The 22,799-nt window shown below is 66.9% G+C and carries 21 protein-coding genes and 1 pseudogene; 14 read left to right on the top strand and 8 right to left on the bottom strand.

The window, feature by feature from the left end; all coding sequences use genetic code 11:
- From ACTPOI_RS23015 to ACTPOI_RS22970, 10 genes are all read left to right on the top strand, one after another.
- Positions 1 to 588, top strand: a complete 588-nt coding sequence (locus ACTPOI_RS23015; RefSeq protein WP_252661883.1) for an NAD(P)H-dependent oxidoreductase — start codon at positions 1 to 3, stop codon at positions 586 to 588.
- Between the two features lie 23 nt (positions 589 to 611).
- Positions 612 to 1,940, top strand: coding sequence for an amidohydrolase family protein (locus tag ACTPOI_RS23010; protein ID WP_440113257.1), 1,329 nt, complete (start codon positions 612 to 614; stop codon positions 1,938 to 1,940).
- Complete coding sequence (locus tag ACTPOI_RS23005; protein ID WP_440113254.1) at positions 1,937 to 2,413, top strand: RidA family protein; 477 nt, start codon at positions 1,937 to 1,939, stop codon at positions 2,411 to 2,413. Before ACTPOI_RS23010 ends, ACTPOI_RS23005 begins: the two co-directional genes overlap by 4 nt.
- A 31-nt stretch (positions 2,414 to 2,444) precedes the next feature.
- Complete coding sequence (locus ACTPOI_RS23000) at positions 2,445 to 3,308, top strand: creatininase family protein (protein ID WP_440113251.1); 864 nt, start codon at positions 2,445 to 2,447, stop codon at positions 3,306 to 3,308.
- 85 nt (positions 3,309 to 3,393) lie between these two features.
- Entirely contained in the window at positions 3,394 to 4,398 is a 1,005-nt protein-coding gene (locus ACTPOI_RS22995) for an ABC transporter substrate-binding protein (protein ID WP_298449972.1), read from the top strand.
- A gap of 71 nt (positions 4,399 to 4,469) precedes the next feature.
- Positions 4,470 to 5,312 (top strand): ABC transporter ATP-binding protein, encoded by an 843-nt coding sequence (locus ACTPOI_RS22990; RefSeq protein WP_063463089.1) that lies wholly within the window; start codon positions 4,470 to 4,472, stop codon positions 5,310 to 5,312.
- Positions 5,313 to 5,443: 131 nt separating this feature from the next.
- Complete coding sequence (locus tag ACTPOI_RS22985; protein WP_043566071.1) at positions 5,444 to 6,229, top strand: ABC transporter permease; 786 nt, start codon at positions 5,444 to 5,446, stop codon at positions 6,227 to 6,229.
- A 101-nt stretch (positions 6,230 to 6,330) separates the two neighbouring features.
- Entirely contained in the window at positions 6,331 to 7,716 is a 1,386-nt protein-coding gene (locus tag ACTPOI_RS22980; protein ID WP_440113246.1) for an FAD-binding oxidoreductase, read from the top strand.
- A gap of 246 nt (positions 7,717 to 7,962) precedes the next feature.
- On the top strand, positions 7,963 to 8,799 hold the full coding sequence (locus ACTPOI_RS22975; RefSeq protein ID WP_440113243.1) for an urease accessory protein UreD: 837 nt from the start codon (positions 7,963 to 7,965) through the stop codon (positions 8,797 to 8,799).
- Between the two features lie 42 nt (positions 8,800 to 8,841).
- Positions 8,842 to 9,717, top strand: coding sequence for a hypothetical protein (locus ACTPOI_RS22970; RefSeq protein WP_440113240.1), 876 nt, complete (start codon positions 8,842 to 8,844; stop codon positions 9,715 to 9,717).
- A 180-nt stretch (positions 9,718 to 9,897) separates the two neighbouring features.
- Here ACTPOI_RS22970 and alaC read toward each other — a convergent pair whose 3' ends face one another.
- Positions 9,898 to 11,124, bottom strand: a complete 1,227-nt coding sequence (alaC, locus tag ACTPOI_RS22965; RefSeq protein ID WP_094286798.1) for an alanine transaminase — start codon at positions 11,122 to 11,124, stop codon at positions 9,898 to 9,900.
- Between the two features lie 159 nt (positions 11,125 to 11,283).
- Positions 11,284 to 12,507: an MFS transporter gene (locus ACTPOI_RS22960; RefSeq protein WP_440113237.1), complete on the bottom strand. Its 1,224-nt coding sequence runs from the start codon at positions 12,505 to 12,507 to the stop codon at positions 11,284 to 11,286.
- Positions 12,508 to 12,764: 257 nt separating this feature from the next.
- On the opposite strand from ACTPOI_RS22960, the gene ACTPOI_RS22955 reads away from it, so the two are divergent.
- Positions 12,765 to 13,493, top strand: a complete 729-nt coding sequence (locus tag ACTPOI_RS22955; protein WP_440113234.1) for a haloacid dehalogenase type II — start codon at positions 12,765 to 12,767, stop codon at positions 13,491 to 13,493.
- A 27-nt stretch (positions 13,494 to 13,520) separates the two neighbouring features.
- Here the strand turns inward: ACTPOI_RS22955 and ACTPOI_RS22950 are convergent, their stop codons facing one another.
- From ACTPOI_RS22950 to ACTPOI_RS22935, 4 genes are all read right to left on the bottom strand, one after another.
- The gene (locus ACTPOI_RS22950) at positions 13,521 to 14,603 is read right to left on the bottom strand and encodes an adenylate/guanylate cyclase domain-containing protein (RefSeq protein WP_440113231.1); all 1,083 of its coding nucleotides are present in this window, start codon (positions 14,601 to 14,603) and stop codon (positions 13,521 to 13,523) included.
- A 276-nt stretch (positions 14,604 to 14,879) separates the two neighbouring features.
- Positions 14,880 to 15,923, bottom strand: coding sequence for a fumarylacetoacetate hydrolase family protein (locus ACTPOI_RS22945; protein ID WP_440113228.1), 1,044 nt, complete (start codon positions 15,921 to 15,923; stop codon positions 14,880 to 14,882).
- Positions 15,920 to 16,753, bottom strand: coding sequence for a cyclase family protein (locus ACTPOI_RS22940; protein WP_440113225.1), 834 nt, complete (start codon positions 16,751 to 16,753; stop codon positions 15,920 to 15,922). Before ACTPOI_RS22940 ends, ACTPOI_RS22945 begins: the two co-directional genes overlap by 4 nt.
- Positions 16,754 to 16,787: 34 nt before the next feature.
- Positions 16,788 to 17,780, bottom strand: a complete 993-nt coding sequence (locus ACTPOI_RS22935) for a tripartite tricarboxylate transporter substrate-binding protein (RefSeq protein ID WP_252661717.1) — start codon at positions 17,778 to 17,780, stop codon at positions 16,788 to 16,790.
- Positions 17,781 to 17,949: 169 nt separating this feature from the next.
- Here ACTPOI_RS22935 and ACTPOI_RS22930 point away from each other — a divergent pair, with 169 nt between their 5' ends.
- The gene (locus ACTPOI_RS22930; protein ID WP_094286787.1) at positions 17,950 to 18,693 is read left to right on the top strand and encodes a TetR/AcrR family transcriptional regulator; all 744 of its coding nucleotides are present in this window, start codon (positions 17,950 to 17,952) and stop codon (positions 18,691 to 18,693) included.
- 297 nt (positions 18,694 to 18,990) lie between these two features.
- Positions 18,991 to 20,175, top strand: coding sequence for a porin (locus tag ACTPOI_RS22925; protein WP_440113221.1), 1,185 nt, complete (start codon positions 18,991 to 18,993; stop codon positions 20,173 to 20,175).
- A gap of 78 nt (positions 20,176 to 20,253) precedes the next feature.
- Here ACTPOI_RS22925 and ACTPOI_RS22920 read toward each other — a convergent pair whose 3' ends face one another.
- Both ACTPOI_RS22920 and ACTPOI_RS22915 read right to left on the bottom strand, forming a co-directional pair.
- Positions 20,254 to 21,048 (bottom strand): metallophosphoesterase family protein, encoded by a 795-nt coding sequence (locus ACTPOI_RS22920; protein ID WP_440113218.1) that lies wholly within the window; start codon positions 21,046 to 21,048, stop codon positions 20,254 to 20,256.
- A gap of 12 nt (positions 21,049 to 21,060) precedes the next feature.
- Positions 21,061 to 22,125, bottom strand: a complete 1,065-nt coding sequence (locus ACTPOI_RS22915) for a diacylglycerol/lipid kinase family protein (RefSeq protein WP_440113215.1) — start codon at positions 22,123 to 22,125, stop codon at positions 21,061 to 21,063.
- A 278-nt stretch (positions 22,126 to 22,403) separates the two neighbouring features.
- On the opposite strand from ACTPOI_RS22915, the pseudogene ACTPOI_RS22910 reads away from it, so the two are divergent.
- A pseudogene (locus tag ACTPOI_RS22910) lies at positions 22,404 to 22,799 on the top strand (phosphatase PAP2 family protein); the annotation flags it as partial.

Here is a 22,799-nt window from a genome sequence, read left to right as displayed (position 1 = left end):
ATGCGCATCCTCGTGATCTATTGCCACCCGGTAGAGACCAGCTACAACGCCGCCCTGCACACCGAGGTGGTGCAGCAGCTGCGCGGCGCGGGCCATGAGGTGGACGACTGCGACCTGTACGCCGAGGGCTTCAACCCCGTGATGACCCGCGAGGAGCGCCTGGGCTACCACGAGGTGCCCAGCAACCAGTTGCCCGTGCAGGGCTATGTGGACCGCCTGCGCTGGGCCGAGGCGGTGGTGTTCTGCTTTCCCACCTGGTGCTTTGGCATGCCGGCGATGCTCAAGGGATTTTTCGACCGCGTGCTCATGCCCGGCGTGGCCTTTGACATCAGCGACCCGCACAACGTCAAACCGTCGCTCACGCACATCAAGCGCATCTCCGCCGTGGTCACCTACGGCCGCCCCCGCTGGACGGCCCTGTTCATGGGCGACCCGCCACGCAAGTCCATCACCCGCTACATGCGCCTGCTCACCGGTGGCAAGGCGCGGGTGGACTACCACGCCTACTACCACATGAACGTGGCCACACCACCCCGGCTGGCGGCCTTCAAGGCCCGCGTGGGCCAGGCGATGGCGCGCTTTGCATAAGACCAATTTCCAAGGGCCACGGCATGCACGCATCCAACACCCCCGACCACATCCTGCGCGCCCGGCTGCCGCGCTGGCTGCTGCCCGCCGCCTGGCCGCAGCAGGGCCACCAGCCCGCGCTGGCCGACCTGCAACTGGCCCAGGGCCGCATCGTGCAAGTGCTGCCCCACGGCACATCCCCTGCACCACATGGCGCGGTGTGGGACGTGGCGGGCGCGCTGCTGCTGCCCGGCCTGGTCGATGCGCACACCCACCTGGACAAGGCCTTCACCCTGCCGCGCATGGGCGTGGTCAAACCCGGCCTGCTGGGTGCCATCGAGGCCATGATGGTGGACCGCCAGGGCTGGACCGAAGCCGACATCCACGCCCGCGCCAGCCGCGCGCTGCAATGGGCCTACGACGCGGGCACCGTGCACCTGCGCACCCACTGCGACTGGTGGGAGCCTGATGCTCAGCCACTGGCCGGGAACGTGCTGCGCGCACTGGCACATGACTGGGCAGACCGCATCATGCTGGAGCGCGTAAGCCTGATCCCCTTGCACCTATACACGGACCGCAGCGCCGCCATGCAGCTAGCCGCCACCGTGGCTGCGAGCGGCGCCGGCGCCTTGCTGGGCGGCTTTGTGCATTCCACCAACTGGGACCCGCAGGCGCTGCGCCACCTGTTCGAAGCCGCACAACACCACGGACTGAACGTGGACCTGCATGTGGACGAAGAACTGCACCCCGGCGCTAGCGGTTTGGCGACCACCGCCGCACTGCTCAAGGAGCTGCGCTTTGAAGGCCATGTGGTCTGCGGCCACACCTGCGCGCTGGCCGCACAGGACGAGGCCACCGCCCTCGCCACGCTCGACGCGGTGGCGCAAAGCCCCATCACCCTGGTCACGCTGCCCATCACCAACCTGCTGCTGCAGGACGCCACCACCGGCCGCACACCGCGCCAGCGTGGCCTGACGCTGGTGAAGGAGGCCCGTGCACGCGGCATCCCGGTGCTGGTGGCCAGCGACAACGTGCAAGACCCGTTCTGCCCTGTGGGCAGCTTCGACCCGCTGGAGGCCCTTGCCACAGGGGTGCTGGCTGCGCAGCTGGATGCACCGTTTGACCAATGGAGCGAATCGCTGTGCCGCGCCGACTGGCTGCGCACAGGCCGCACTGGCACCACCGCGCTGCCCCTGCAGCCTGGCACGGTGGCCGACCTGCTGGTCTTCACCCAGGCCGACCACTGGGGCTTTCCGTCCCGCACGCAAGGCGCGCAGGGCCGCGTGGTACTGCGCCAGGGCCGCGTCGCCAGCGGCCATGCACCAGCCGCCTGGCATGTGCCCACCACTGAATCCGCAAGGAGCCTTGCATGAGCCCCGCATCTGCAGCCACGCCCGCGCCGGGCATCGCCCAGCCCCTGGCCCGCTACGCCGCGTGGCGCCGCGCAGGCGACTTCATATACCTGAGCGGGATCATCGCCGTGGACCCTGCCGCCAGCCGCATCGTGCGTGGCTACGACGACATCCCGCATGAAGCCGCCACGCTGATTGGCCGAACGGGCGAGTTCAGCAGCGACATCAAGGAAGGCCCCATCCTCGCGCAGAGCTGGTACGTGCTCGACCGCATCCGCCTGACCATCGAGGCCGCAGGCGGCCAGATGTCCGATGTATTCAAGCTGGTGCAGTACTTCAAGAACCTGGACCACTTCCCGCAGTACAGCCGCGTGCGCAAGCTGTTCTTCCCCGGCGAGCCCCCCGCATCCACCGTCGTGGAAGTGAGCGGCATGTTGCCCACGCCCGACATTCTGATCGAGGTCGAAGCCACGGCCTATCTGCCACAGCGCTGATCCACCCCCAACACCTTCACGAAAGCCTTTCATGCTGCACGGCTACAACCCGCCCCACCGTTACCTGCCCTACCTGAGCTGGACCGAGATCGCCGACCTGCCAGACAAGGAAAACACCGTCATCGTGCTGCCCACCGGCGCGACGGAGCAGCACGGCCCGCACCTGCCGTGTGCGGTGGACACCGTCATCAGCGCCGGCGTGGTGGGCCATGCGCTGGCGCGCCTGCCGGCTGATGTGCCCGCGTTTGCGATGGCCCCCATCACCTACGGCAAGTCCGAAGAGCACCTGCACTTCCCGGGTACCGTCACGCTGAGCGGCGAGACCCTGCTGGCCACCATGAACGAGGTGGGCGAGTCGGTGTACCGCGCGGGCTTTCGCAAGCTGCTGTTCGTCAACGGCCACGGCGGCCAGCCGCAGGTGATGGAGATGTGCGCACGCGAGCTGCGCCTGCGCCATGGCGACTTCATCGTGGTGCCCAGCTTCACCTGGCGTGTGCCGCATGTGGCGGGCAAGTTCCTCTCCGACAAGGAGAAACGCCTGGCCATGCACGCGGGCCACGGTGAAACCGCACTGATGCTGGCCCTGGCCCCCGACACCGTGCACATGGAGCGCGCGGTGGTCAACTACCCGCCCGTATTTGATTCGCCCCTGCTCTCGCCCGACGGCCGCCCGGCCTGCGCCTGGAGTGCGCGCGACTTCGGCCCCAGCGGAATCATTGGCGACCCGCTGCCTGCCACGGCCGAGCAGGGCCACGCCATCCTCGACTCGCTGGCCGCGAGCTGGGCCGCAGCCATCACCGAGCTGCACAAGCTGCAGTGGGCGCCCCGCGCTGAGCCCACCTGGGGCCGTGCCCATCACACCGGGCACATCGAGCACCCGTCTGCGCTGGCCTGAAACCTGCGAACGCAATCACCAATCCTTTTCGCCTTTCCCTTCGTTGTCCCTTCGTTCCACCTCCACCCCCTACCGGAGTACCACCATGATGAAGACCGCCTCCCGCCTTTCCAAACTTGGTGCAGCCGCGCTGCTCGCTGTTGGTGCCGTCGGCACCATGTCGAGCACGGCCCACGCGCAGGAAAAGTTCACCTACATGACCAACTGGTACGCGCAGGCAGAGCATGGCGGCTTCTACCAGGCGGTGGCCACGGGCCTGTACAAAAAGTACGGGCTGGATGTGACCATCAAGATGGGCGGACCGCAGGTCAACATCGTGCAGATGATGGCCGCTGGCCAGGCCGAATGCGTGATGGGATCGAGCGACCTGCAGATGATCCAGATGCGTGAAGGCGGCGTGCCGGTGGTCAATGTGGCCGCTGTGTTCCAGAAGGACCCGCAGGTGCTCATCGCCCACGAGGACGTGAAGAAGTTCGAAGACCTCAAGGGCAAGACCATCCTGATCGCCTCGTCGGCCCAGCGCGGCTACTGGCCCTGGCTCAAGGCCAAGTACGGCTTCACCGATTCGCAGACCCGCCCCTACACCTTCAACATCCAGCCCTTTGTGGCTGACAAGAACAGCGCCCAGCAGGGCTACCTGACCTCTGAGCCGTTTGCGATTGCCAAAGCGGGCGTCAAGGCCAACACGCTGATGTTCAGCGACCAGGGCTACCCCGCGTACGCCACCACCATCTCGTGCATGGAAAAGACGGTGAAGGACCGCAGCGCCGCCGTGGCCTCGTTCGTGAAGGCGTCGATGGAAGGCTGGAAGAGCTACCTGGCCGACCCGGCCCCCGCCAACGCGCTCATCAAGAAAGACAACCCCAACATGACCGACGAGCAGCTCGCCTACAGCGTGGCCAAGCTCAAGGAGATGGGCATGGCGACCGGTGGCGACGCAGCCACCATGGGTATCGGCATCATGACCGACGCGCGCGCCAAGGCCAGCTACGACTTCCTGGTGGACGCCAAGCTCATCGACCCCGCCAAGGTCAAGCTGACCGAGACCTACACCACCGCCTTCGTCAAAGACCTCAAGGTTCTGCCCTGAGCCCTGACAGCCCTGAAACAGCGGCCGGTGCGCTCCCTCGCACGCCCGGCCGCATCCATCGAAAGGCGACCATGACATCCCCCGCTGAATCTCCGCCGCTGGCACACGCCCAGGCACCGCTGCCCCATTCCACGCCCGCAGTGGAGGTGCTCTCCGCTGAAAAAACCTACCCCAATGGCACGCAGGCCCTGTTGCCGGTGGACCTGACCATTGAGGAAGGCGAATTCGTCACCCTGCTCGGCCCATCGGGCTGCGGCAAGAGCACGCTGCTGAAAATGGTGGCGGGCCTGCTGGAGCCCACCGACGGCCGCCTGCACCTGTGGCGGAAGCCCGTGGCGCAGCTGGACGAAAGCGGCAAGAAGATGGCGTTTGTCTTTCAGTCACCCACGCTCATGCCCTGGGCCAGTGTGCAGACCAACGTGCGCCTGCCGCTGGATCTGGCGGGCGTGCCGCGTGCCGAGGCCGACGCGCGTGTGACCGAAGCGCTGGCGCTGGTGGGCTTGTCCAAGTTTGCCAACGCCCTGCCCCGTGCGTTGTCCGGTGGCATGCAGATGCGCGTATCGATTGCGCGCGGCCTGGTCACCCAGCCCGACCTGCTGCTGATGGACGAGCCCTTTGGCGCGCTGGACGAAATCACGCGCCACAAGCTCGACGCCGACCTGCTCGACTTGTGGCGCAAGAAGAAGCTCACCGTGATCTTTGTGACGCACTCGATCCACGAGGCGGTGTTCCTCTCCAGCCGCGTGGTCATGATGGCCGCGCGACCTGGCCGCGTGGTCGAAGAGTTCCGCATCGACGCGCCCTACCCCCGCACGGCCGACTTCATGGTGTCGCCCGAATTCAGCCGCTACGCCAAGCTGCTGCAGGACAGCCTGCTGCGCGCCAGCGTGGACACCGAGGAGACCGTGGCATGAGCACCCCCTTCCCTTCCGCACCCATGGCGTCGCCCGTGGTCACCGGCCACCCCGCAGCCGCCCCGCGCTCGGCGCCTGCACCAGTCGCTGCAAAACCTGCCACCAAGACCACACCCAAACGCCCGCCGCTCATGGCCCAGCCCCGCGTGCAGCGCGTGGTCTACCCCGTGCTGGTCGGCCTGGTGCTGATCGCACTGTGGCAGGGGTTGGTCACAGCCATGGAGCTGCCGCCCTACCTGGTGCCCTCGCCCATCCTGATGATGAAGACGCTGTTCACCGACTGGGCGGCCCTCGGCGGCTCGCTGTGGGTCACCGTCAAGATCACGGTGCTAGCCTTTGTGGTGGCCACGGTGGCGGGCGTGCTGATCTCGTTCCTGTTTGTGCAGAGCAAACGCATCGAGACGGCGCTGTTCCCCTACGCCGTGCTGCTGCAGGTCACCCCCATCGTGGCCGTAGCACCGCTCATCATCATCTGGGTGAAGGATCCGACGGCATCCATGGTGATCTGCGCCGCACTGGTCGCCCTGTTCCCCATCATCAGCAACACCACGCTGGGTTTGCGCAGTGTGGAGCCCGACCTGCAAAGCTACTTCCAGCTCAACCGCGCCACGCGGCTGCAGACCCTGCTGCGCCTGCGCATCCCCAGCGCACTGCCCTACTTCTTTGGCGGGCTGCGCATCTCCAGCGGCCTGGCGCTCATCGGCGCTGTGGTGGCGGAGTTTGTGGCGGGCACCGGGGGCCAGGGTGCGGGGCTGGCGTACCAGATCCTGCAGGCAGGCTTTCAGCTCAACATCCCGCGCATGTTTGCTGCGCTGCTGCTGATCTCGCTCACTGGCGTCGCCTTGTTCGTGCTGATGGCCTGGCTCACACGCGTCGCCCTGGGCGGTTGGCACGCCAGCGAAACGTCGCACGACTAGCCCTTTCAACCCCATCGCCAACACACCGCGCGCAGCCACTGGCGCGCGGCAAGGGCTTTCTTTTGCCCAAAACGGCCACCAGCGGCCAAGGAGATACCGACATGACCACCACCGCCCATCAACTGCCCGACCTGCTGCCCGGCCTCGACTGGATCGCCGACCCGCTGCGCGTGGGCCGCCTCTCACAGGACTTTGCCTGGTTCAGCCCCGTGCTCAAGCGCGACCTGGCGGGCAAGCGCGGCGACATCGCCGTGCGCCCGCGCACCGAAGCAGAAATCCGCCAGGTGGTGGCCGCCTGCGCCAGCGCGGGCATTCCCCTCACCGTGCGCGGCAGCGGCACTGGCAACTACGGGCAAAGCACGCCGCTGCACGGCGGCGTGATCCTGGACCTGTCGGGCTACAACGCATTTGGCTGGGTGCGCGGCGGAGTGGGCCGCGCGCAGTCGGGCATCCGGCTGGCAGACTTTGATGCGCAGGCCAAGCCCCATGGGCAAGAGCTGCGCTGGCTGCCCAGCACCTACCGCAGCGCCACGCTGGGCGGGCTGTTTGGTGGCGGCTTTGGCGGTGCGGGCTCCATCAACCACGGCCCGCTGGCCGCGCCCGGCAACGTGCTGGCAGTGCGCGCGATGACGGTGGAGCCCGAGCCCCAGGTCATCGAACTGCGTGGCCCCGAGGCCATGCTGCTGCACCACACCTACGGCACCAACGGCATCGTGCTGGAGCTGGAAGTGGCCCTGACCCCTGCCGTGGAGTGGACCGAATGCATCGCCACCTTCGAGCAGTTTGACGCTGCGCTGGACTTTGCCGACCGCTTTGGCAGCGCCCCCGGACTGGAGAAAAAAGAGGTGTGTTTTGTAGCTGCCCCCATCCCGCAGTACTTCACCAGCCTGGCCGAGCACCTGCCCGCCGACCAGCACGCGGTGCTGCTGCTGGTGGCCCCACACTCCGAAGCGGGCATGCGCGACATGGTGGCGCAGCACGGCGGCCAGGTCACCTACCGCAAGACCGCCGATGAAGTGGCCAGCAGCCACAAGACGCTTCTCGAATACACCTGGAACCACACCACCCTGCATGCCCTCAAGGTGGACAAGGGCCTGACCTACATCCAGAGCGGCTTCAATCCCATGCACCGCCTCAAGCAGGTGAAGGCGCTGGAGGCCGCGCTGAAAGGCGAGGTGATGATGCACCTGGAATTCTTGCGCACCAAGGAAGGCGCCTTCAACTGCAGCGGCCTGCAGATCATCCGCTACACCACCGAAGAGCGCCTGAACCAGATCATGCAGATCTACCGCGACCACGGCGTGCAGATCAACAACCCGCACGTGTACATCGTGGAAGACGGCAAGCAGAACAACCTGGACCCCGCCGTGGTGGGCATGAAGCGCCGCTTTGACCCGCAGGGCCTGCTCAACCCCGGCAAGTTGCGCAGCTGGTACTCGGCCGGGCAGTCGGCCCCCATAGCAGCGCCCGCACGACAGACCGCCTGACTATTCACAGCCCACGCCACGCGCCTCCGGTATTCCCCCCTCGCCCCTCGCGGGAGAGGGCCGGGGAGAGGGGGCAGGTCCCCACGTAGCGCACAACCCCCTCTCCCCCCGCCCTCTCCCACAAGGGGCGAGGGAGCCGCCCCCCCCACCGCATCAGGCCCAGCGCAAACATGCAGTAAAAAAGCCCCCTCCCGCGCATCCACAGGGCATAATCAGCTACTCATTTAATAGCAGACCATCCGCACCATGCCTTGGCACGCCCGCCTGCAGCTCGACTACACGGCAGAACATAACGCCCGCACGGTGGCCCGCTACGAGCACAACGGCCCGCTGCGCATCCTGCAAAGCCTGTACCCCGAGGGCGACGCCATCTGCCACAACGTGCTGGTGCACCCGCCCGGCGGTCTGGTGGGCGGCGACACGCTGGACATCACCACCACCGTGGGCCCCGGCGCCCACGGCCTGGTCACCACGCCCGGCGCCACGCGCTTTTACCGCTCCACCGGCCCGCTGGCGCTGCAGCGCAGCCACCTCACCCTGGCCGAAGGCGCACGCCTGGAATGGCTGCCGCTGGAGGCCCTGTGCTACAGCGCCTGCCACGCTGAAAACCACCTCACGCTGAACCTCGCCCCCGGCGCCGAATGCATCGCGTGGGACGTGACGGCGCTGGGCCTGCCGCACGCGGGCCAGCCGTTTGAACAAGGCCGCTTCACCCAGCACCTGGAAGTGCCCGGCCTGTGGCTGGAGCGCGGCGTGATCGACGCCGCCGATGACCGGCTGCTGAGCAGCCCCTTGGGCTTGGCGGGCCACCGCTGCATGGCCAGCATGTTCTTTGCCGCAGGCACTTCCCTCGACCGCACGCGCCGCGACGCTGCGCTGGACGCGGCCCGTGCAGTGGTGGATCAACACCCCCAGGTCAAAGCCACCGCAGGCGCCACCAGCCCCAACGACCGCATGGTGGTGGTACGCGTGCTGGCGCCGCAGGTGGAGCCTGCGATGAAGCTGCTCAAGGCCGTGCGGGTGGCTTGGCGGGAGGTGTTGTGGGGGTTGGAGGGGGAGGCGCCCAGGATTTGGGCGATGTAGCCCCATCGATGCGCTCTCACAAAGTCAATCTACATTCCGAGAATGGACACTGACAAGGCTTCAACGCGCGCTTTTAGGGTCAATCACATTGCCATCATCGAATCCCTGCCGTCCCGAGAATTTCAAACTGGTAGAGAACTGGCAGGCTACCTCAGCGGCCAGCTTGAAGATTTACAGACGCCAATTACCGTGTCGCATACTGACGTTGCGACGCCTCATGAATTCCGAGCTGTCATTGCAAATCTAGCGACGCGGGCTGCTCAGGAAGGTCTGCGCCCGATCGTCCACATAGAGGCTCACGGAGAAGACGATTTCGGGCTTCACTTCCGGGGAGGAAAAATCCACTGGCGGGAGATATGCGATGCGCTGATTCCGTTAAACCGAGCCAGCGGATTCAACCTGCTTCTATCTGTCTCTGCGTGCTTTGGCGTGAGCTGTATCTCAGGAGTTTCATTGCGCAGAGGAGCGCCCTGTTACGCGTTACTTGGTCCCTCGAAAGACCTCTCACCGAGCGATCTATTGAACAGGTTCAGGAGCTTTTATCGCGAAATCATCCACTCGCAGGACTTGGACCTGGCCTTGACCACAATGAACAAAAACAAGCTTGAACGTGGGCAAATGGTGTTTGTTTCTGCGGAAGGCTGGTTCGAGGAATTGATGCTGGAGTATTTGACGAACGCAGCGCATCCAAAAGAGCTGAAAGCAGCGGCTATGCGCATCTTTCGCAAGTCAAGAAGTGAGGGCGCCACATTGACCCTCGGGGAAACAAAAAGACAGCTCGTCAAGAACAGGCCGCAGATTGCACGAGGCTATTTTTCTGAGTTTTTTATGGTTGGCCACATTCCCGAGAACGCACAGCGTTTTGGTGTTCTGCTTAGTGCCATGGAAGTCACAATCAAGAAAACCACTCCGTGCTAGCCCGGTGAACTCATAGGGCAACTGAGCTGCAGAAACGCTGGCACGACAACGATTGCGCCGCTGAGCTAAAAGCATCACAAGAGGCGGATCACCACTCACAAGCACCAGCAAACCCCTACGAGTTCCGCAGAGGTTTTCTAGCAGCAATGATCCACCCATTGTTCGATGTGTGATCCCCTTTTAGGAGGCGGGTGCTGCAGGCACCTTCAACAATCCATCCGCCTTAAACATCCCCCGAATCCCCCGCACCGCCTGTCGAATCCGCGCCTCGTTCTCGATCAGCGCAAAGCGCACATATTCATCCCCCTGGTCCCCAAACCCGATGCCTGGCGACACACACACCTTGGCCTTGTCCAGCAGCTGCCGCGCAAACTCCAGCGAGCCCAGCGCGCGATACGGCTCGGGGATGCGGGCCCAGATGTACATGCTGGCCTTGGGGCAGTCCACGGCCCAGCCCGCTTCGGTGAGACCCTTGTAGAGCACGTCGCGGCGGCGCTGGTACTGGGCGGCGATGTCTTTCACGCACTGCTGGTCGCCCTCCAGCGCGGCAATGGCGGCCACCTGCAGGGGGGTGAAGGTGCCGTAGTCGTGGTAGCTCTTGATGCGGGCGAGTGCGGCCACCAGGTCGGGGTTGCCCACCATGAAGCCCACGCGCCAGCCGGCCATGTTGTAGCTTTTGCTCAGGGTGAAGAACTCCACCGCCACGTCCTTGGCGCCGGGCACTTCCATGATGCTGGGGGCGCGGTAGCCGTCGTACACGATGTCGGCATAGGCCAGGTCGTGCACCACCAGGATGTCGTGCTTCTTGGCCAGGGCGATCACGCGCTCGAAGAAGCCCAGCTCCACGCACTGCGCCGTGGGGTTGCTGGGAAAGCCAAAGATCATCATCTTGGGCTTGGGGTAGCTGCCGCGGATGGCCTTTTCCAGCTCGGCAAAAAAGTCCACATCGGGCGCCACGGGCACGCTGCGGATGTCGGCACCGGCAATCACCGCGCCGTAGATGTGGATGGGGTAGCTCGGGTCGGGCACCAGCACGGTGTCGCCCCTGTCCAGCGTGGCAAGCATGAGGTGGGCCAACCCTTCTTTGGAGCCGATGGTGACGATGGCCTCGGTGTCGGGGTTGATGTCCACCGCGTAGCGGTCTTTGTACCAGTGGCTGATGGCGCGGCGCAGGCGCGGGATACCTTTGCTGGCGCTGTAGCCGTGGGTGTCGGGCCGCTGGGCCACTTCGGTGAGCTTGGCGACGATGTGCGGCGGCGTGGCCCCGTCGGGGTTGCCCATGCTCATGTCGATGATGTCTTCGCCCCGGCGGCGGGCCGCGAGCTTGAGCTCGGCCGTGATGTTGAAGACGTAGGGAGGGAGGCGATCGATGCGCGCAAAACGGCGCTTGCCCTGCGATGCAGACATGCGGTGTGACTTTCACGTAAGCGCCCGGAACCGTCCGAGCGACGTGGCTGGCAGAAAGGCCAGCCCGCAGCCAATGTAACGCACAAGACAGCGCGAGCCCGCCAACCTGCGCGCGGCTGTCGCAAAGCCGCTACAGAGCGGCCGACCCGTGGGGTTGGGCTATGCGGTGGCCGAGGCGCGTGCGGCCGTTGCCTTTTCGGTGCCCATCGACCACGCAAAAATGGCCACACCACCCAGGCCCAGCACCACACCCACCCAGCCGGTGGACGTCCAGCCCATGCCTGCCGAGATCGCCACGCCACCCAGCCAGGCGCCGAGCGCGTTGGCGGCATTGAAGGCCGAGTGGTTGAGCGCGGCGGCCAGGGTCTGTGCGTCGCCCGCCACGTCCATCAGGCGGATCTGCAGCGCGGGGCCAATGGCCACCACGGTGCCCAAGAGGAACGTGGCCAGCGCGGCGCTGGCGGGGTGGTGTGCGGCGGGCACAAACAGCGCCATCACCACGATGGACCACAGCAGCACCTTGCCGATGGCGGGCATGAGCGCCTTGTCGGCCATGCGCGAGCCCACCAGGTTGCCCGCTACCATGCCCAGGCCAAACAGCGACAGCACAAACGGCATGAGTGCAGACGGCATGCCCGCCACCTCCAGCAAGGTGGGCTTGATGTAGCTGAACACCGCAAACATGCCGCCAAAACCAATGGCCCCGATGCCCAGCGTGAACCACACCTGCTTGCGCGCCAGCGCGCCCAACTCGCGCAGCGGGCTGGCGCCGTGCGATGCGGGCATGGCGGGCACCCACAGGCGCACCATGACGACGGCGGCCACGGCAATGAGCCCCACAAACACAAAGGCCGCACGCCAGCCAAACGCCTCGCCCAGCGCGGCGGCTATGGGCACGCCCACCAGCGTGGCAGTGGTCAGCCCCAGCATGACCCAGCCCACGGCGCGTGCGCGGCGGCCGGGCGGGGCCAGCGCTGCGGCCACCAGTGCGGCCACGCCAAAGTAGGTGCCATGGGGAAGACCGGTAAACAACCGCATGGCAGTGAGCGAGCCATAGCCCGGCGCCAGCGCCGATGCGAAATTGCCCAGCGCATACACCACCATCAGCGCCATGAGCAGCGCGCGCCGCCCCCAGTGGGCGCACAGCACGGCCAGCACGGGTGCACCCACCACCACGCCCAGGGCATAGGCGCTGATGACGTGGCCCGCCTGCGGAATGCTCACGCCAATGTCGCGCGCCACCTCGGGCAGCAGGCCCATGATGACGAACTCGCCGGTGCCGATGGAGAAACCGCCCACCCCCAGGGCCAGCACGGCGCGCACCAGGGTGCGGTCGTCGGTGGGGGTGGAATCGATGGGCGTGGAGGACAGGGGCGCAGTCATGGCAAGGGCAACAACAGGGGCAAGCCGCTGCGGCAGATGATGGCGCAGCGCAAGAATCAGTAAGGGTTCTGGGGCGGGAACGGGCCCAAAGAAGAAACGCAGTTACGGGGGTAAACCCGAATTTGGTAACCATAACATGCCCTGCGCGGACTTGCTGGTGCGGGGGCATGCCTTGCACTGAACACATGCCCACCACCAGGGCTGTTAGGCTGACCCCTCCTTACTCGCCCCCTCCCCCTTTTTTGCAAGGACAGCCAATGAGCATCAGCCCGAGCACAGCAGACACCATCGCCCGCACCGTCCAGGTGCTGGCCTTCGACATCTTTGGCACCGTGGTGGACTGGCACGGCAGCATCGTGCGCGAGATGCAGGCGCTGTACCCGGCGGTGGATGGCGATGCGTTTGCGCTGGCCTGGCGCGCGGGCTACCAACCCGCCATGGCGCAGGTGATGCGGGGCGAACGGGGCTGGACGCTGGTGGACGACCTGCACCGCAGCATCCTTGACGAGATCCTGCCGCGCTTTGGCCTGGCACACCTGCCCGAGGCCGAGCGCCGCCACCTCAACCGCGTGTGGCACCGGCTGGATGCCTGGACCGACAGCGTGGAGGGGCTGACGCGGCTAAAAAGGCGCTTCACCATCACCACACTGTCGAACGGCAACATCGGGCTGCTGACCAATATGGCCAAGCGCGCTGGCCTGCCGTGGGACTGTGTGCTGAGCGCCGAGGTCTTCAAGGCCTACAAGCCCCACCCCGACACCTACCTGGGCGTGGCCCGCGTGTTTGATGTACCGCCCGAGCAGGTGGCGCTGGTGGCCACCCACCATGACGACCTGGCCGCCGCGCGGGCCTGCGGCCTGCGCACCGCCTACATCGAGCGTCCCCTGGAGCTGGGCGCAGCCCGGCCCAAGGACGGCACGCCACAGCCGGGCAACGATCTGCACGCCAAAGACCTGAACGATCTGGCGCAGATGCTGGGCTGTTGAATGTGCCCCGGGGCACACCCGCGCCGGTCAGTGCGCTACCAATAGCTGCACAAACATCTGCACCTTGGCATGGCATTCGGCGCTGATGGAGGTGAACTCCAGCCCGGCCACCCACTCGTCGCCTTCCGGCTTGAGGGTGATGACCCGCGCATACACATCGGCCACGCGGTAGTCCACCAGCGGCAGCTCAAACTCCAGCTTGACCTCGCTGTGCGGCTCCAGCGGCTCGATCAGCTCCACCAGCAGGCCGTGGTAGCCGATGTCGCGGATGGCGCCGTGCACGATGTGGGGCACGACGATCTTGTCCTGCATGCGCTGGCACAGGCAGGGCAGGCGTGCGTCCACGCGGTGGCTGCGGCGAAACTCCTGGCGCGGCACCTTGAGCTTGTGCGAAGGAATGGCGATCAGCTCGCGCAGGCTCACAGGCTGCGTGCGGCCTTTGACATAGACCTGCATCGGCGCCGACGCGGACACCAGGCCCCAGCAGCGCTGGTAGGTGGAGTCGCTGATGAGCACCTGGCCACGCAGGCTCAGCGCCTCGATGCGCGAGGCCAGGTTGACGGCCTCGCCGATCACGGTGTATTCGGAATACACGTCCGAGCCAAAACGCCCCGCCATCACCGTGCCCGTGTTCACGCCAATGCCCAGAAAGACCTCGGGCAGCCGCTCGCGCAGGTGCGCCAGGTTCAGCTCGCGCATGGCGATCTGCATCTCTACGGCGCAGAGCAGGGCGCGGTCCACATCGTCGTCGCGCGCCACGGGTGCGCCGAACAGCACCATGATCGAGTCGCCCATGAACTTGTCGATGCTGCCCTGGTACTTGAACACCACTTCGGACAGCCGCGCCAGGCAGCGGTTGAGCGCCGCAATGACCACGGCTGCGGGCTGTGAGCCCGACAGCGCGGTGAATCCGCGCAGGTCAGCCAGCAGGATGGTGACCTCGCGCGGCACCACGTCCAGGCCCTCGCTGGCCACGCCATCGGGGCTTTGCATGCCGTGCAGGATGCTGGCCATCTCGGCCTGCGCCGCGTCGGAAAGGGTCGTCCCGGTCTCGCGCTCGATCAGCAACTGCAGGCGGCGCACGGCGTCGTGGTGGAATTCTTTGTGCATGGCGCGAGGGAGGTGGGGAGTGTGTTGGTATGGGGGCATCACGGGCCTCCTGTCAGCCAGAATAGGCGCCGCCCACCGGCTGGTCAACCGGTGAAAACACCCCGGGGCCGTGTGGCAGAAGCTGACTTGGCACGCCCCTCCCCCCAACCCTCTCCCGCAGGGGGAGAGGGGAAAGACCCGGCACTGCGGGCCATGGAAATAGAGGCGGCCAACCCAAGGCCGGGTGGGCTGGAGTGCCAAAAAATACAAGGCTTTTTGGCCTCTACCGCTCGACCATCATGCCCCAACAGCTATCAAATCAGTAGCATTCTCAATACTCATCCGCTCCGGGCCAGCAGCGCCGCACGGCACCACCATCTGATCGATCACGCCAAACGGCGCGGGCTGGTCCTGCCCGTCCAGCGCCACCATGCGCACCCGCTCGCCAAAGCGCAGAAATGGTGTGTGCGGCGCGCCGTCGGCCAGCGCCTCGACCATGCGGCGCTCGGCGATGCAGGACGAGCCCACCGCCACATCCGCATTCGACACGGTGCCCGAGCCGATCAGGGTGCCTGCTGACAGCCTGCGCGTGCGCGCTGCATGGGCGATGAGCTGGCCGAAGTCAAAGTGCATGGCACCGCCGTGCGGGTGGCCAAACCATTCGCCGTTGCGCTGCGTCTGCAACCGCAGGTGCACGCGGCCGCCGGTCCACGCTGCGCCCAGTTCGTCGGGCGTGACGGCGATGGGCGCGAATGCGGTGGAGGGCTTGGCCTGCACAAAGCCGAAGCCGCTTTTGGCCTCGCGCGGGCCGAAGGCGCGCAGGCTCCAGTCGTTGATGAGCACGATGAGGCGCACATGCTGCAGCGCCTCTTCGGCGGTGACGCCCAGGGGGGTTTCGCTGAGCACCACGCCAAATTCGCCCTCAAAGTCGATCTGGTCGGCTTCGGACGGCAGGGCCACATCGTCGTGTGGGCCCAGAAAGTCGTCGGCCGCCCCCTGGTACATGAGCGGAATGGTCTCGAAGTCGGCCACCGGCGGCACCTTGAAGGCCCGCTCCATGAGGTGGCCGTGGTTCAGAAAGGCCGAGCCGTCCAGCCATTGCCAGGTGCGCGGCAAAGGGGCCAGGCACTGGCGCACATCGATGGGCATGGTGCCCAGGGCGGTGGGCGCGTTCACGGTGCGGGACAAATCTTGCAACGCGGGCTCCACCACGCTCCAGCGCTCCAGGGCATCGAGCAGCGTAGGGGCCACCGGGCTGGCATCGATGCAGCGGCGGGCATCGGCCGACACGACCACCAGGCGGCCATCGCGCTGGCCGTTTCGCAGTGTCGCGAGTTTCATGGCGCCACTCCGGCCGCAGGCTGCAGCGGCAGCACCGGGTCAAAAATAGCCACGGCCCGCGTCCAGCCCGCAGAGGCACCGCGCACCTTGACGGGAAAGCACGAGATGTAGAAGCCACTGGCGGGCAGCGCCTCCAGGTTGTGCAGTTTTTCGAGGTGGCAATAGCCGATATCGCGCCCGGCCTTGTGGCCCTCCCAGATCAGCGATGCGTCGCCGCTTTCCGCATAGCGCTGCGCGGTGTAGGCGAAGGGGGCGTCCCAGCTCCAGGCGTCGGTGCCGGTCAGGCGCACGCCGCGCTCCAGCAGGTACATGGTGGCCTCGTAGCCCATGCCGCAACCCGCTCGGGTATAGCCCGCCGTGCCGTATGCGCTGCCAGCGCGGGTGTTGACCACCACGATCTGCAGCGGCTGCAGCGTGTGGCCGATGCGTGCCAGCTCGGCCTCCACATCGGCGGCCTGCACCACGTAGCCGTCCGGCAGATGGCGAAAGTCCAGCTTCACGCCGGGTTGAAAGCACCAGTTCAGATCCACCTCGTCGATGGACAACGCGCGCTGCCCGCCGTCCATGGTGGACGCAAAGTGGTAGGGCGCGTCCAGGTGGGTGCCGTTGTGGGTGTTGAGCTGCACCTCCTCCACCGCCCAGGATTCGCCGTCGGGCAGGTCTTCCTTCTGGAGGCCTGGAAAGAACTGCGCCAGATCCGCAAAGCTCATCTGGTGGTCGATGTAATGGATGCGCGGGCCCAGGCCCGGCGGGTCAGAGACAACATCGTTTTCAAGGTGCATCGAGATATCGACGATGCGGCGCGCAGGTGTGGCGAGCGTGGTGGTCATGGCGGGGTCGGGCGGAAAGGTCGAAACAAGGCGATCAGGATTCGGCCGTGAAGCCGGTCTGCTTGATAAGGCCGCGCCACTGGTCGGCATCGGCCTTGAGCATCTGCGCCAGCTGCGCGGCGGTGGAGGGCTTGACCTCCAGGCCGTACTGCTTGCCGTACTCCACCACCTCGGGCTGGTTCAACGCAGCCTGCAGGGCATCGGATGCGCGCTTGATGGTCTCGGGCGTGGCCTTGCCAGGCAGAAAGAAGCCGTACCACTCGCTGACCTTGAGGGGGTAGCCCAGCTCCGTCAGCGTGGGCACCTGCGGCAGGAACGGCGAGCGCTTGCTGCCCGCAATGGCCAGCACGCGCAGCTTGCCGCCCTTGCCATGCTGCAGGTAGTCGCCAATCGGCCCCCAGAACGCAGGGATCTGCCCGCCCAGCAGGTCTTGCATGCCGGGCACCGTGCCCCGGTAGGCGATATGGCGCATGTCGATCTTGCTGAACTGCCCCAGCAGCACGCCCACCATGTGCGGCATGGAGCCCGCACCGGGGCTGCCGTAGTTGGCGCTGCCGGGGTTGGCGCGCATCCAGTCCAGCAGGTCGGCCAGCGTGCGCACGCTGTCGGGCACGCCGGGGCCTACGGCCAGGCCGTGGTCGAACATGGCGCCCAGTGACACGGGCGCCACGTCGTCGAGCGTGTAGCGCAGCTTGGGGTAGGTGTAGGGGTAGATGGACAGCATGGACGACGGCGTGATGAGCAGGCTGGTGCCATCGGCCGGGCTGTCGCGCAGGTTGAGGATGCCGATCTGCCCACCTGCGCCGGGCTTGTTGTCCACCACCAAGGATGCTGCGTAGTGGCCGCGCATGCGGTCGCCCACACGGCGCGCCAGCGCATCGGCCGTGCCCCCGGCCGGAAAGCCCGAGATGATGCGCGCCATGTCGGGCATGGCGTCCTTGCCCGCCTGCGCCCAGGCGGCAGGAGCACCGCCCAGGGTGGGCAGCAGGGCGGCAGAAAGCTGGGTAAAACAGCGGCGGGTGATCATGGTGTCTGTCTCCGGTTGGATTGGATGGAATTTGCAGCGAAGCCCCGCAAGCCCTGCATGAGCTGGCCTGCAGCGGGTGGCATGAAAAAATTATACGAACGTACAAATTCAAATCGACTGGGGTTTGTACGAGTGTTCAATAAATTTATACAGCCGTATAAATCAGCCTATGCCCAAATCCCGCTCCACCCCCCAGACTGCGGCCGCCGTGCCCGCAGCCCCTGCCGCGAAAGCCCCGGCGCGCAAGCGTGCTGCGGCCCGCAGCGCCACCAGCGAAGAAGAACTCGCCCCCAACCGCCAGGCCAACATCCTGCAGGCGGCCGAGCGGCTGTTTGCCACGCGCGGTTTTCATGGCGTGTCGATCCGCGACATTGCGGACGAGGCCGGTGTGCCGCTGGCGCTGGTGGGCTACTACTACGGCCCCAAGCTCTCGCTGTACCACGCCATCTTCCGCGCACATGCGGGCTACATCGATGTGCGGCTCAAGTCACTGGCCGATGCCCAGCAGAAGGCACCGCCCGGCCAGTTGCTGGACGAAATCGTCAAGGCCTTTGTGCTGCCCGTGTTGGAAGTCGCCAGCCAGCCTGCAGGCCACCACTTTCTGCGGCTGCTATCGCGCGGCATGAACGACCACCTGGAAGAAGACGAGCCCATCATCCGCGAGCTGTTCGACCCGCTGGCCCATGCGTTCATCGATGCCATTGCAGCCGCCCTGCCCCAGGCCACGCGCAGCCAGGCCGCGTGGTGCTACCAGTTTGCACTGGGGGCCCTTCTGCACCACGTGAACGACCAGCGCATCGAGCGCCTGTCGTACGGCCAAAACCAGCCCGGCGACGAAGCCACGGCAGGGCCGCTGCTGGTGCGTTTCATCGCACAAGGCATGCGCGGCGCCTGTGAAGGCGCAGTGCACTGACGCCAAGCAGCTGACATCCCCCGCTCCCACTACAGCACTGCCGCGCGAGCGCCGCATGCCTGGCACAGCCACGCCCATTTTCCTGGTCCCGGCCCACCGCCACCCCCGGTGGCTGGGGCCCTGCGCCGCCGCCCCACCCCAGGCGTCGGCGCGGCAGACCGGCGCGCCCTAGCCGCCGCGAACCGGCGCACACAACGCGCTGACGCCCTCCCCCGTTGAACTGCGTTTTCGGAACAGCCATGGCTGCGCCGTGGACCGGTTCGCCCTTCGCTTGTCCCTCCGTCATCGAAAGACACCATGAAACCTCGCACCTCTCCCGCGCCCCATCCCTTCCACTCTCGGGCCCGCCTGCATTGGGCACGCGCCCTGGGCACCGCCGCAGCCCTGTCTGCCATCACACTCGCCGCACAAGCCCAACCCGCCGCAGGCCCCGGCCTGCAGGTGTATGGCCTGGTCGATGCCGCCGTGGGCCGCTTCGCGGGCCCCGCCGCAGGCATCAATGCGCAAGACCGCGCCGTGACCAAGCTGGACGGTGGCGGCATGTCCACCAGCCACTGGGGCCTGCGCGGCACCGAAGACCTGGGCGGCGGGCTGTCTGCGCAGTTCGAGCTGTCGTCCTTTGTGCGCAACGACTCCGGCGCCACCGGCCGCAGCGACGCGCTGCCCGCGCCCGTGAATGTGGCGGCCGACCCGGTGTTCTCGCGCGCCGCCTGGGTGGGTGTATCGCACCGCGACTGGGGCCGCGTGCGGCTGGGCAATGTCACATCGCTGCTGTTCCTGAACGCCATCACCTCCAACGCGTTTGGCGACTCCACGGTACTGGGGCCGCTGAACCTGGTCACCTTCATCGGCAGCCCGCTCACCGGTGGCACGGCATGGGCCAACTCGGTGGTGTATGACAGCCCCAGCGTCGCGGGCTTCAATGCCTCGGTGGCGCACGCTATCTCTGAAGGCCAGGGCGGCGGCAACAGCGCTGCGCGCCTGGCCTACGCCCAAGGCCCGTGGGCCGCATCGCTGGCATGGCAGAGCGTGAAGAAGAACCCCGGCACCTTCGCCGACGGCACCTCGCCCAACGACACCCGCGCATGGCAGTTGGCCGCGTCGTACGACTTCGAGGTGGTCAAGCTGTTTGCCCACCTGGGCCGCATCGACAACCGGGGCACGGCTGCTGCGCCGCTCAACGTTTCATACCGCGTGTGGGACATCAGTGCATCCATGCCCGTGGGCGCAGGCCGCGTGCTGGCAGGCTACGCCGTGCGCCGCACCAGCGACACCGTGGGCCCCGTGCCTGCCACGGTGGCGGGTGGCAACGTGGAACGCAAGGTGTTCACCCTGGGGTACGACTATTTCCTGTCCAAGCGCACGGACCTGTACGCCATGGTGATGCGCGACAGCACCCAGACCCGCACGCTGCCTGCGCCACCATCGGTGGTCAGCGCTCAAGGAACCAGCTTTGCCGTGGGGTTGCGACACCGGTTCTAAGCCACATCACAACGGTTGTCTCCAAGTTTTAGGGCACCTTTGGTGCCCTTTTTTTGGGTGGCAGGACTGAAGACCGCTTCAACCGGGCATCACAGGCTGGCGCAGCACACAGGCGAACTCTCCGATGGTGCTGTCGTAATCCCAGCGCTCGGCCACCCGCAGACGCTGGCTGGGTGCCTCGCCCGACACTTCTTCGCGCAGCACCACAAGGCTGTTGGGGCAACCGTGCCGCAGGCGGCGCGACACCGCCGTGCCCGCGCGGCTGGCCCACAGACCAGGCAGGGGCTGCAGCACACCGGGCTCATGTACATGGCCCGACAGCAGCATCTGCGCACCGGCTGTGCGCCAGCGCTGCAGGGCCTCGTCGGCGCGGTGCGGGCGGTGGGCACGGTCGCTGGCATCGCGGGCCACCAGGGGGTGGTGGCTGGCCACGATGCGCCAGGCCTCGGGCGGGGCCCGCGCCAGCAGCACGGCCACGTGATCAATCTGTGCGGACGACAGGCTGCCACGTTCGTGCCGCCAGGCGCGTGTGGTGTTCACGCCCACCACATAGAAGGGGCCCATCTGGCGCACAGGCTCCTGGTCCACGCCAAACTGCTCGGCAAACCGCTCGTAGGCCCGGCCCCAGCGCAGCCACCAGGCAAACAGCGGCAGGTCGTGGTTGCCCGCCAGCACCAGCGTGCTGCGCGCATGCAGGCCCTGCACAAACCGCGCGGCCTGCGCAAACTGGCTGACGGTGGCGCGCTGGGTGAGGTCGCCTGAGACCACGGCCAGGGCCACACCCAGCCGCTGTGCCAGGCGCTGTGCAGCCGCACACACCTCGGGGTCGTGCGCCCCGAAGTGCAGGTCGGACAGGTGCATCAAGGCGGGCATGGCGTTGGGTGGTCAGACGGGTATCAGCCCAGGGGCAGGCGGTGCGCCGGTCTCGGCCACTGCTGCTGCCAGTGCAGGCTGCGCCGCATCATCGCGCACCAGCGGCGACGGCGCCACCAGCCACAGCGGCCGTTTGCCAACGCGAAAGTGCAGCGGCGGCGCCATCCACTCGCGTTCGCCATCAAACGCCACCTTGACCTGCGGCGGGCGCCAGCTGGTCGGGGCCACCGTCAGCTCGGTGCAGGCAATGCTGGTCACGGCACCGTCCTTGTCCAGCTGGCCGGTGGCGGCGTTCCACACCGTGCGGGCCGTAGCCCAGCGGCCCTGGGGCTTGAGCATCACCACGGCCAGGTGCCCGCCGTCGGCCACCTGCTGCGCCTGCGGCAGGCCCATGCGGTCCAGCTGCAGCGGGTTGTTGCCCACAAACAGGGTGGCAACCAGATGCTCCTCGTGCTGCACCTCGGCGCCGTGGTGGGTGGTCATCACCACGCGCCAGCGCCTGCCTGCTGCGGGGCGGAACAGGCTCCACACCGCCGATGCCACCGCCACCCAGCGCGAGCGGCCAAACCGCTTGGAGGCCCGCTCGCGCTCTGCCAGCAGCTTGGGGTACAGGCCCACGCTGGCGTTGACAACGAACATGCGGCGGTTGACATGGCCCACCTGCACGGGGCGCATGTCCCCCGCGTGCAGGGCCTGGAGCAGGTCTTGCACCGCCTGCTCCGGGTCCAGCGCCAGACCATGCTCGCGGCTGAAGTAGTTGAAGGTGCCCATGGGCACCACCCCCATGGGCACGCCCGCGTGCAGCGCGGCCGCCGCCACGGCGTTGATGGTGCCGTCGCCACCGGCGGCCACCACCAGGCCGCCATCGGTGCGCGCGGCCTCGGCAGCATCACGCGCCAGTTGCACGATATCGCCGCGCTGGTGGGGCACATGCCACACCACGTCGTGCGCCTGCAGCGCCGCCACGCCTTCGAGCTTGGCGCGCAGCAGGTCCAGGTCGGCCCCCGGCCGCTTGGGCACCACCAGGTGGATGGGGCCACGGGGTTTGGGAGGATGGGGGTGGTCGGAAGGGGTCATGCAAAACTCTGCAACAAACAAGAACAGCCCCACACCACAAAGGGGCAGGAGCCGCAGGGTCGCCCATGGTCGCAGCCAGGCGCGGTGCCCGCAGCCGGTCGCAGCGCCATCGCCGTGTCAGCCTGCGCCGACACATGCCTGCACCGTGCGCGCAATACACCCACCACGTCCCGGGATGCTGGGAACTTCGGTACAACCTTCGGCTTCTTTCCCTGGTGGTGCAGGCAACTGCATCTGCAAGACGTTGGAAACCGAAAGAGAAAGGACCACCCCGCACCATGACGACGACCGTCCCTGCCGCGCCATCCACTGCCTCCACCGCATCCGAGCTGGGCACCTTGCTGGCGCAGCACCCCGTGGGCTGGTGGCTGGCGGGCGTATTGGCCCTGGCGCTGCTGGGCGCCGCCGCACTGGCGGGTCTGCGCGCCCTGCGCCACCACGCGGGCCCGCCGCTGAACCGTTTCTTTCCTGCGCAGGCCCCCACCCTCATGCTGGTGGCCATGGCCGCATCGGCCTGCGTGCTGGTGCTGGCGGGCGCCACAATGGCCGAACTGGCCGAGAGCGGGCGCACCCAGGGCCCCTGGGGCGTGCTGGATGACACCATCGCTGCGGGCTTGCGGGCCCAGGCCGACACCGCCGTGCTGCAGGTGTTTGCCACCCTCACCCACCTGGGC

It is taken from the genome of Acidovorax sp. BL-A-41-H1 (assembly GCF_051942715.1).
Note: the sequence above shows the minus strand (reverse complement) of the source record. Positions and strands in the feature narration are given on the sequence as shown.

Excerpts from the sequence above, each read along its gene's own strand:
- ACTPOI_RS23015 (WP_252661883.1), top strand. The coding sequence starts at position 1 with ATGCGCATCCTCGTGATCTATTGCCACCCGGTAGAGACCAGCTACAAC.
- ACTPOI_RS23010 (WP_440113257.1), top strand. The coding sequence starts at position 612 with ATGCACGCATCCAACACCCCCGACCACATCCTGCGCGCCCGGCTGCCG.
- ACTPOI_RS23005 (WP_440113254.1), top strand. The coding sequence starts at position 1,937 with ATGAGCCCCGCATCTGCAGCCACGCCCGCGCCGGGCATCGCCCAGCCC.
- ACTPOI_RS23000 (WP_440113251.1), top strand. The coding sequence starts at position 2,445 with ATGCTGCACGGCTACAACCCGCCCCACCGTTACCTGCCCTACCTGAGC.
- ACTPOI_RS22995 (WP_298449972.1), top strand. The coding sequence starts at position 3,394 with ATGATGAAGACCGCCTCCCGCCTTTCCAAACTTGGTGCAGCCGCGCTG.
- ACTPOI_RS22990 (WP_063463089.1), top strand. The coding sequence starts at position 4,470 with ATGACATCCCCCGCTGAATCTCCGCCGCTGGCACACGCCCAGGCACCG.
- ACTPOI_RS22985 (WP_043566071.1), top strand. The coding sequence starts at position 5,444 with ATGGCCCAGCCCCGCGTGCAGCGCGTGGTCTACCCCGTGCTGGTCGGC.
- ACTPOI_RS22980 (WP_440113246.1), top strand. The coding sequence starts at position 6,331 with ATGACCACCACCGCCCATCAACTGCCCGACCTGCTGCCCGGCCTCGAC.
- ACTPOI_RS22975 (WP_440113243.1), top strand. The coding sequence starts at position 7,963 with ATGCCTTGGCACGCCCGCCTGCAGCTCGACTACACGGCAGAACATAAC.
- ACTPOI_RS22970 (WP_440113240.1), top strand. The coding sequence starts at position 8,842 with ATGGACACTGACAAGGCTTCAACGCGCGCTTTTAGGGTCAATCACATT.
- alaC (WP_094286798.1), bottom strand. The coding sequence starts at position 11,124 with ATGTCTGCATCGCAGGGCAAGCGCCGTTTTGCGCGCATCGATCGCCTC.
- ACTPOI_RS22960 (WP_440113237.1), bottom strand. The coding sequence starts at position 12,507 with ATGACTGCGCCCCTGTCCTCCACGCCCATCGATTCCACCCCCACCGAC.
- ACTPOI_RS22955 (WP_440113234.1), top strand. The coding sequence starts at position 12,765 with ATGAGCATCAGCCCGAGCACAGCAGACACCATCGCCCGCACCGTCCAG.
- ACTPOI_RS22950 (WP_440113231.1), bottom strand. The coding sequence starts at position 14,603 with ATGCACAAAGAATTCCACCACGACGCCGTGCGCCGCCTGCAGTTGCTG.
- ACTPOI_RS22945 (WP_440113228.1), bottom strand. The coding sequence starts at position 15,923 with ATGAAACTCGCGACACTGCGAAACGGCCAGCGCGATGGCCGCCTGGTG.
- ACTPOI_RS22940 (WP_440113225.1), bottom strand. The coding sequence starts at position 16,753 with ATGACCACCACGCTCGCCACACCTGCGCGCCGCATCGTCGATATCTCG.
- ACTPOI_RS22935 (WP_252661717.1), bottom strand. The coding sequence starts at position 17,780 with ATGATCACCCGCCGCTGTTTTACCCAGCTTTCTGCCGCCCTGCTGCCC.
- ACTPOI_RS22930 (WP_094286787.1), top strand. The coding sequence starts at position 17,950 with ATGCCCAAATCCCGCTCCACCCCCCAGACTGCGGCCGCCGTGCCCGCA.
- ACTPOI_RS22925 (WP_440113221.1), top strand. The coding sequence starts at position 18,991 with ATGAAACCTCGCACCTCTCCCGCGCCCCATCCCTTCCACTCTCGGGCC.
- ACTPOI_RS22920 (WP_440113218.1), bottom strand. The coding sequence starts at position 21,048 with ATGCCCGCCTTGATGCACCTGTCCGACCTGCACTTCGGGGCGCACGAC.
- ACTPOI_RS22915 (WP_440113215.1), bottom strand. The coding sequence starts at position 22,125 with ATGACCCCTTCCGACCACCCCCATCCTCCCAAACCCCGTGGCCCCATC.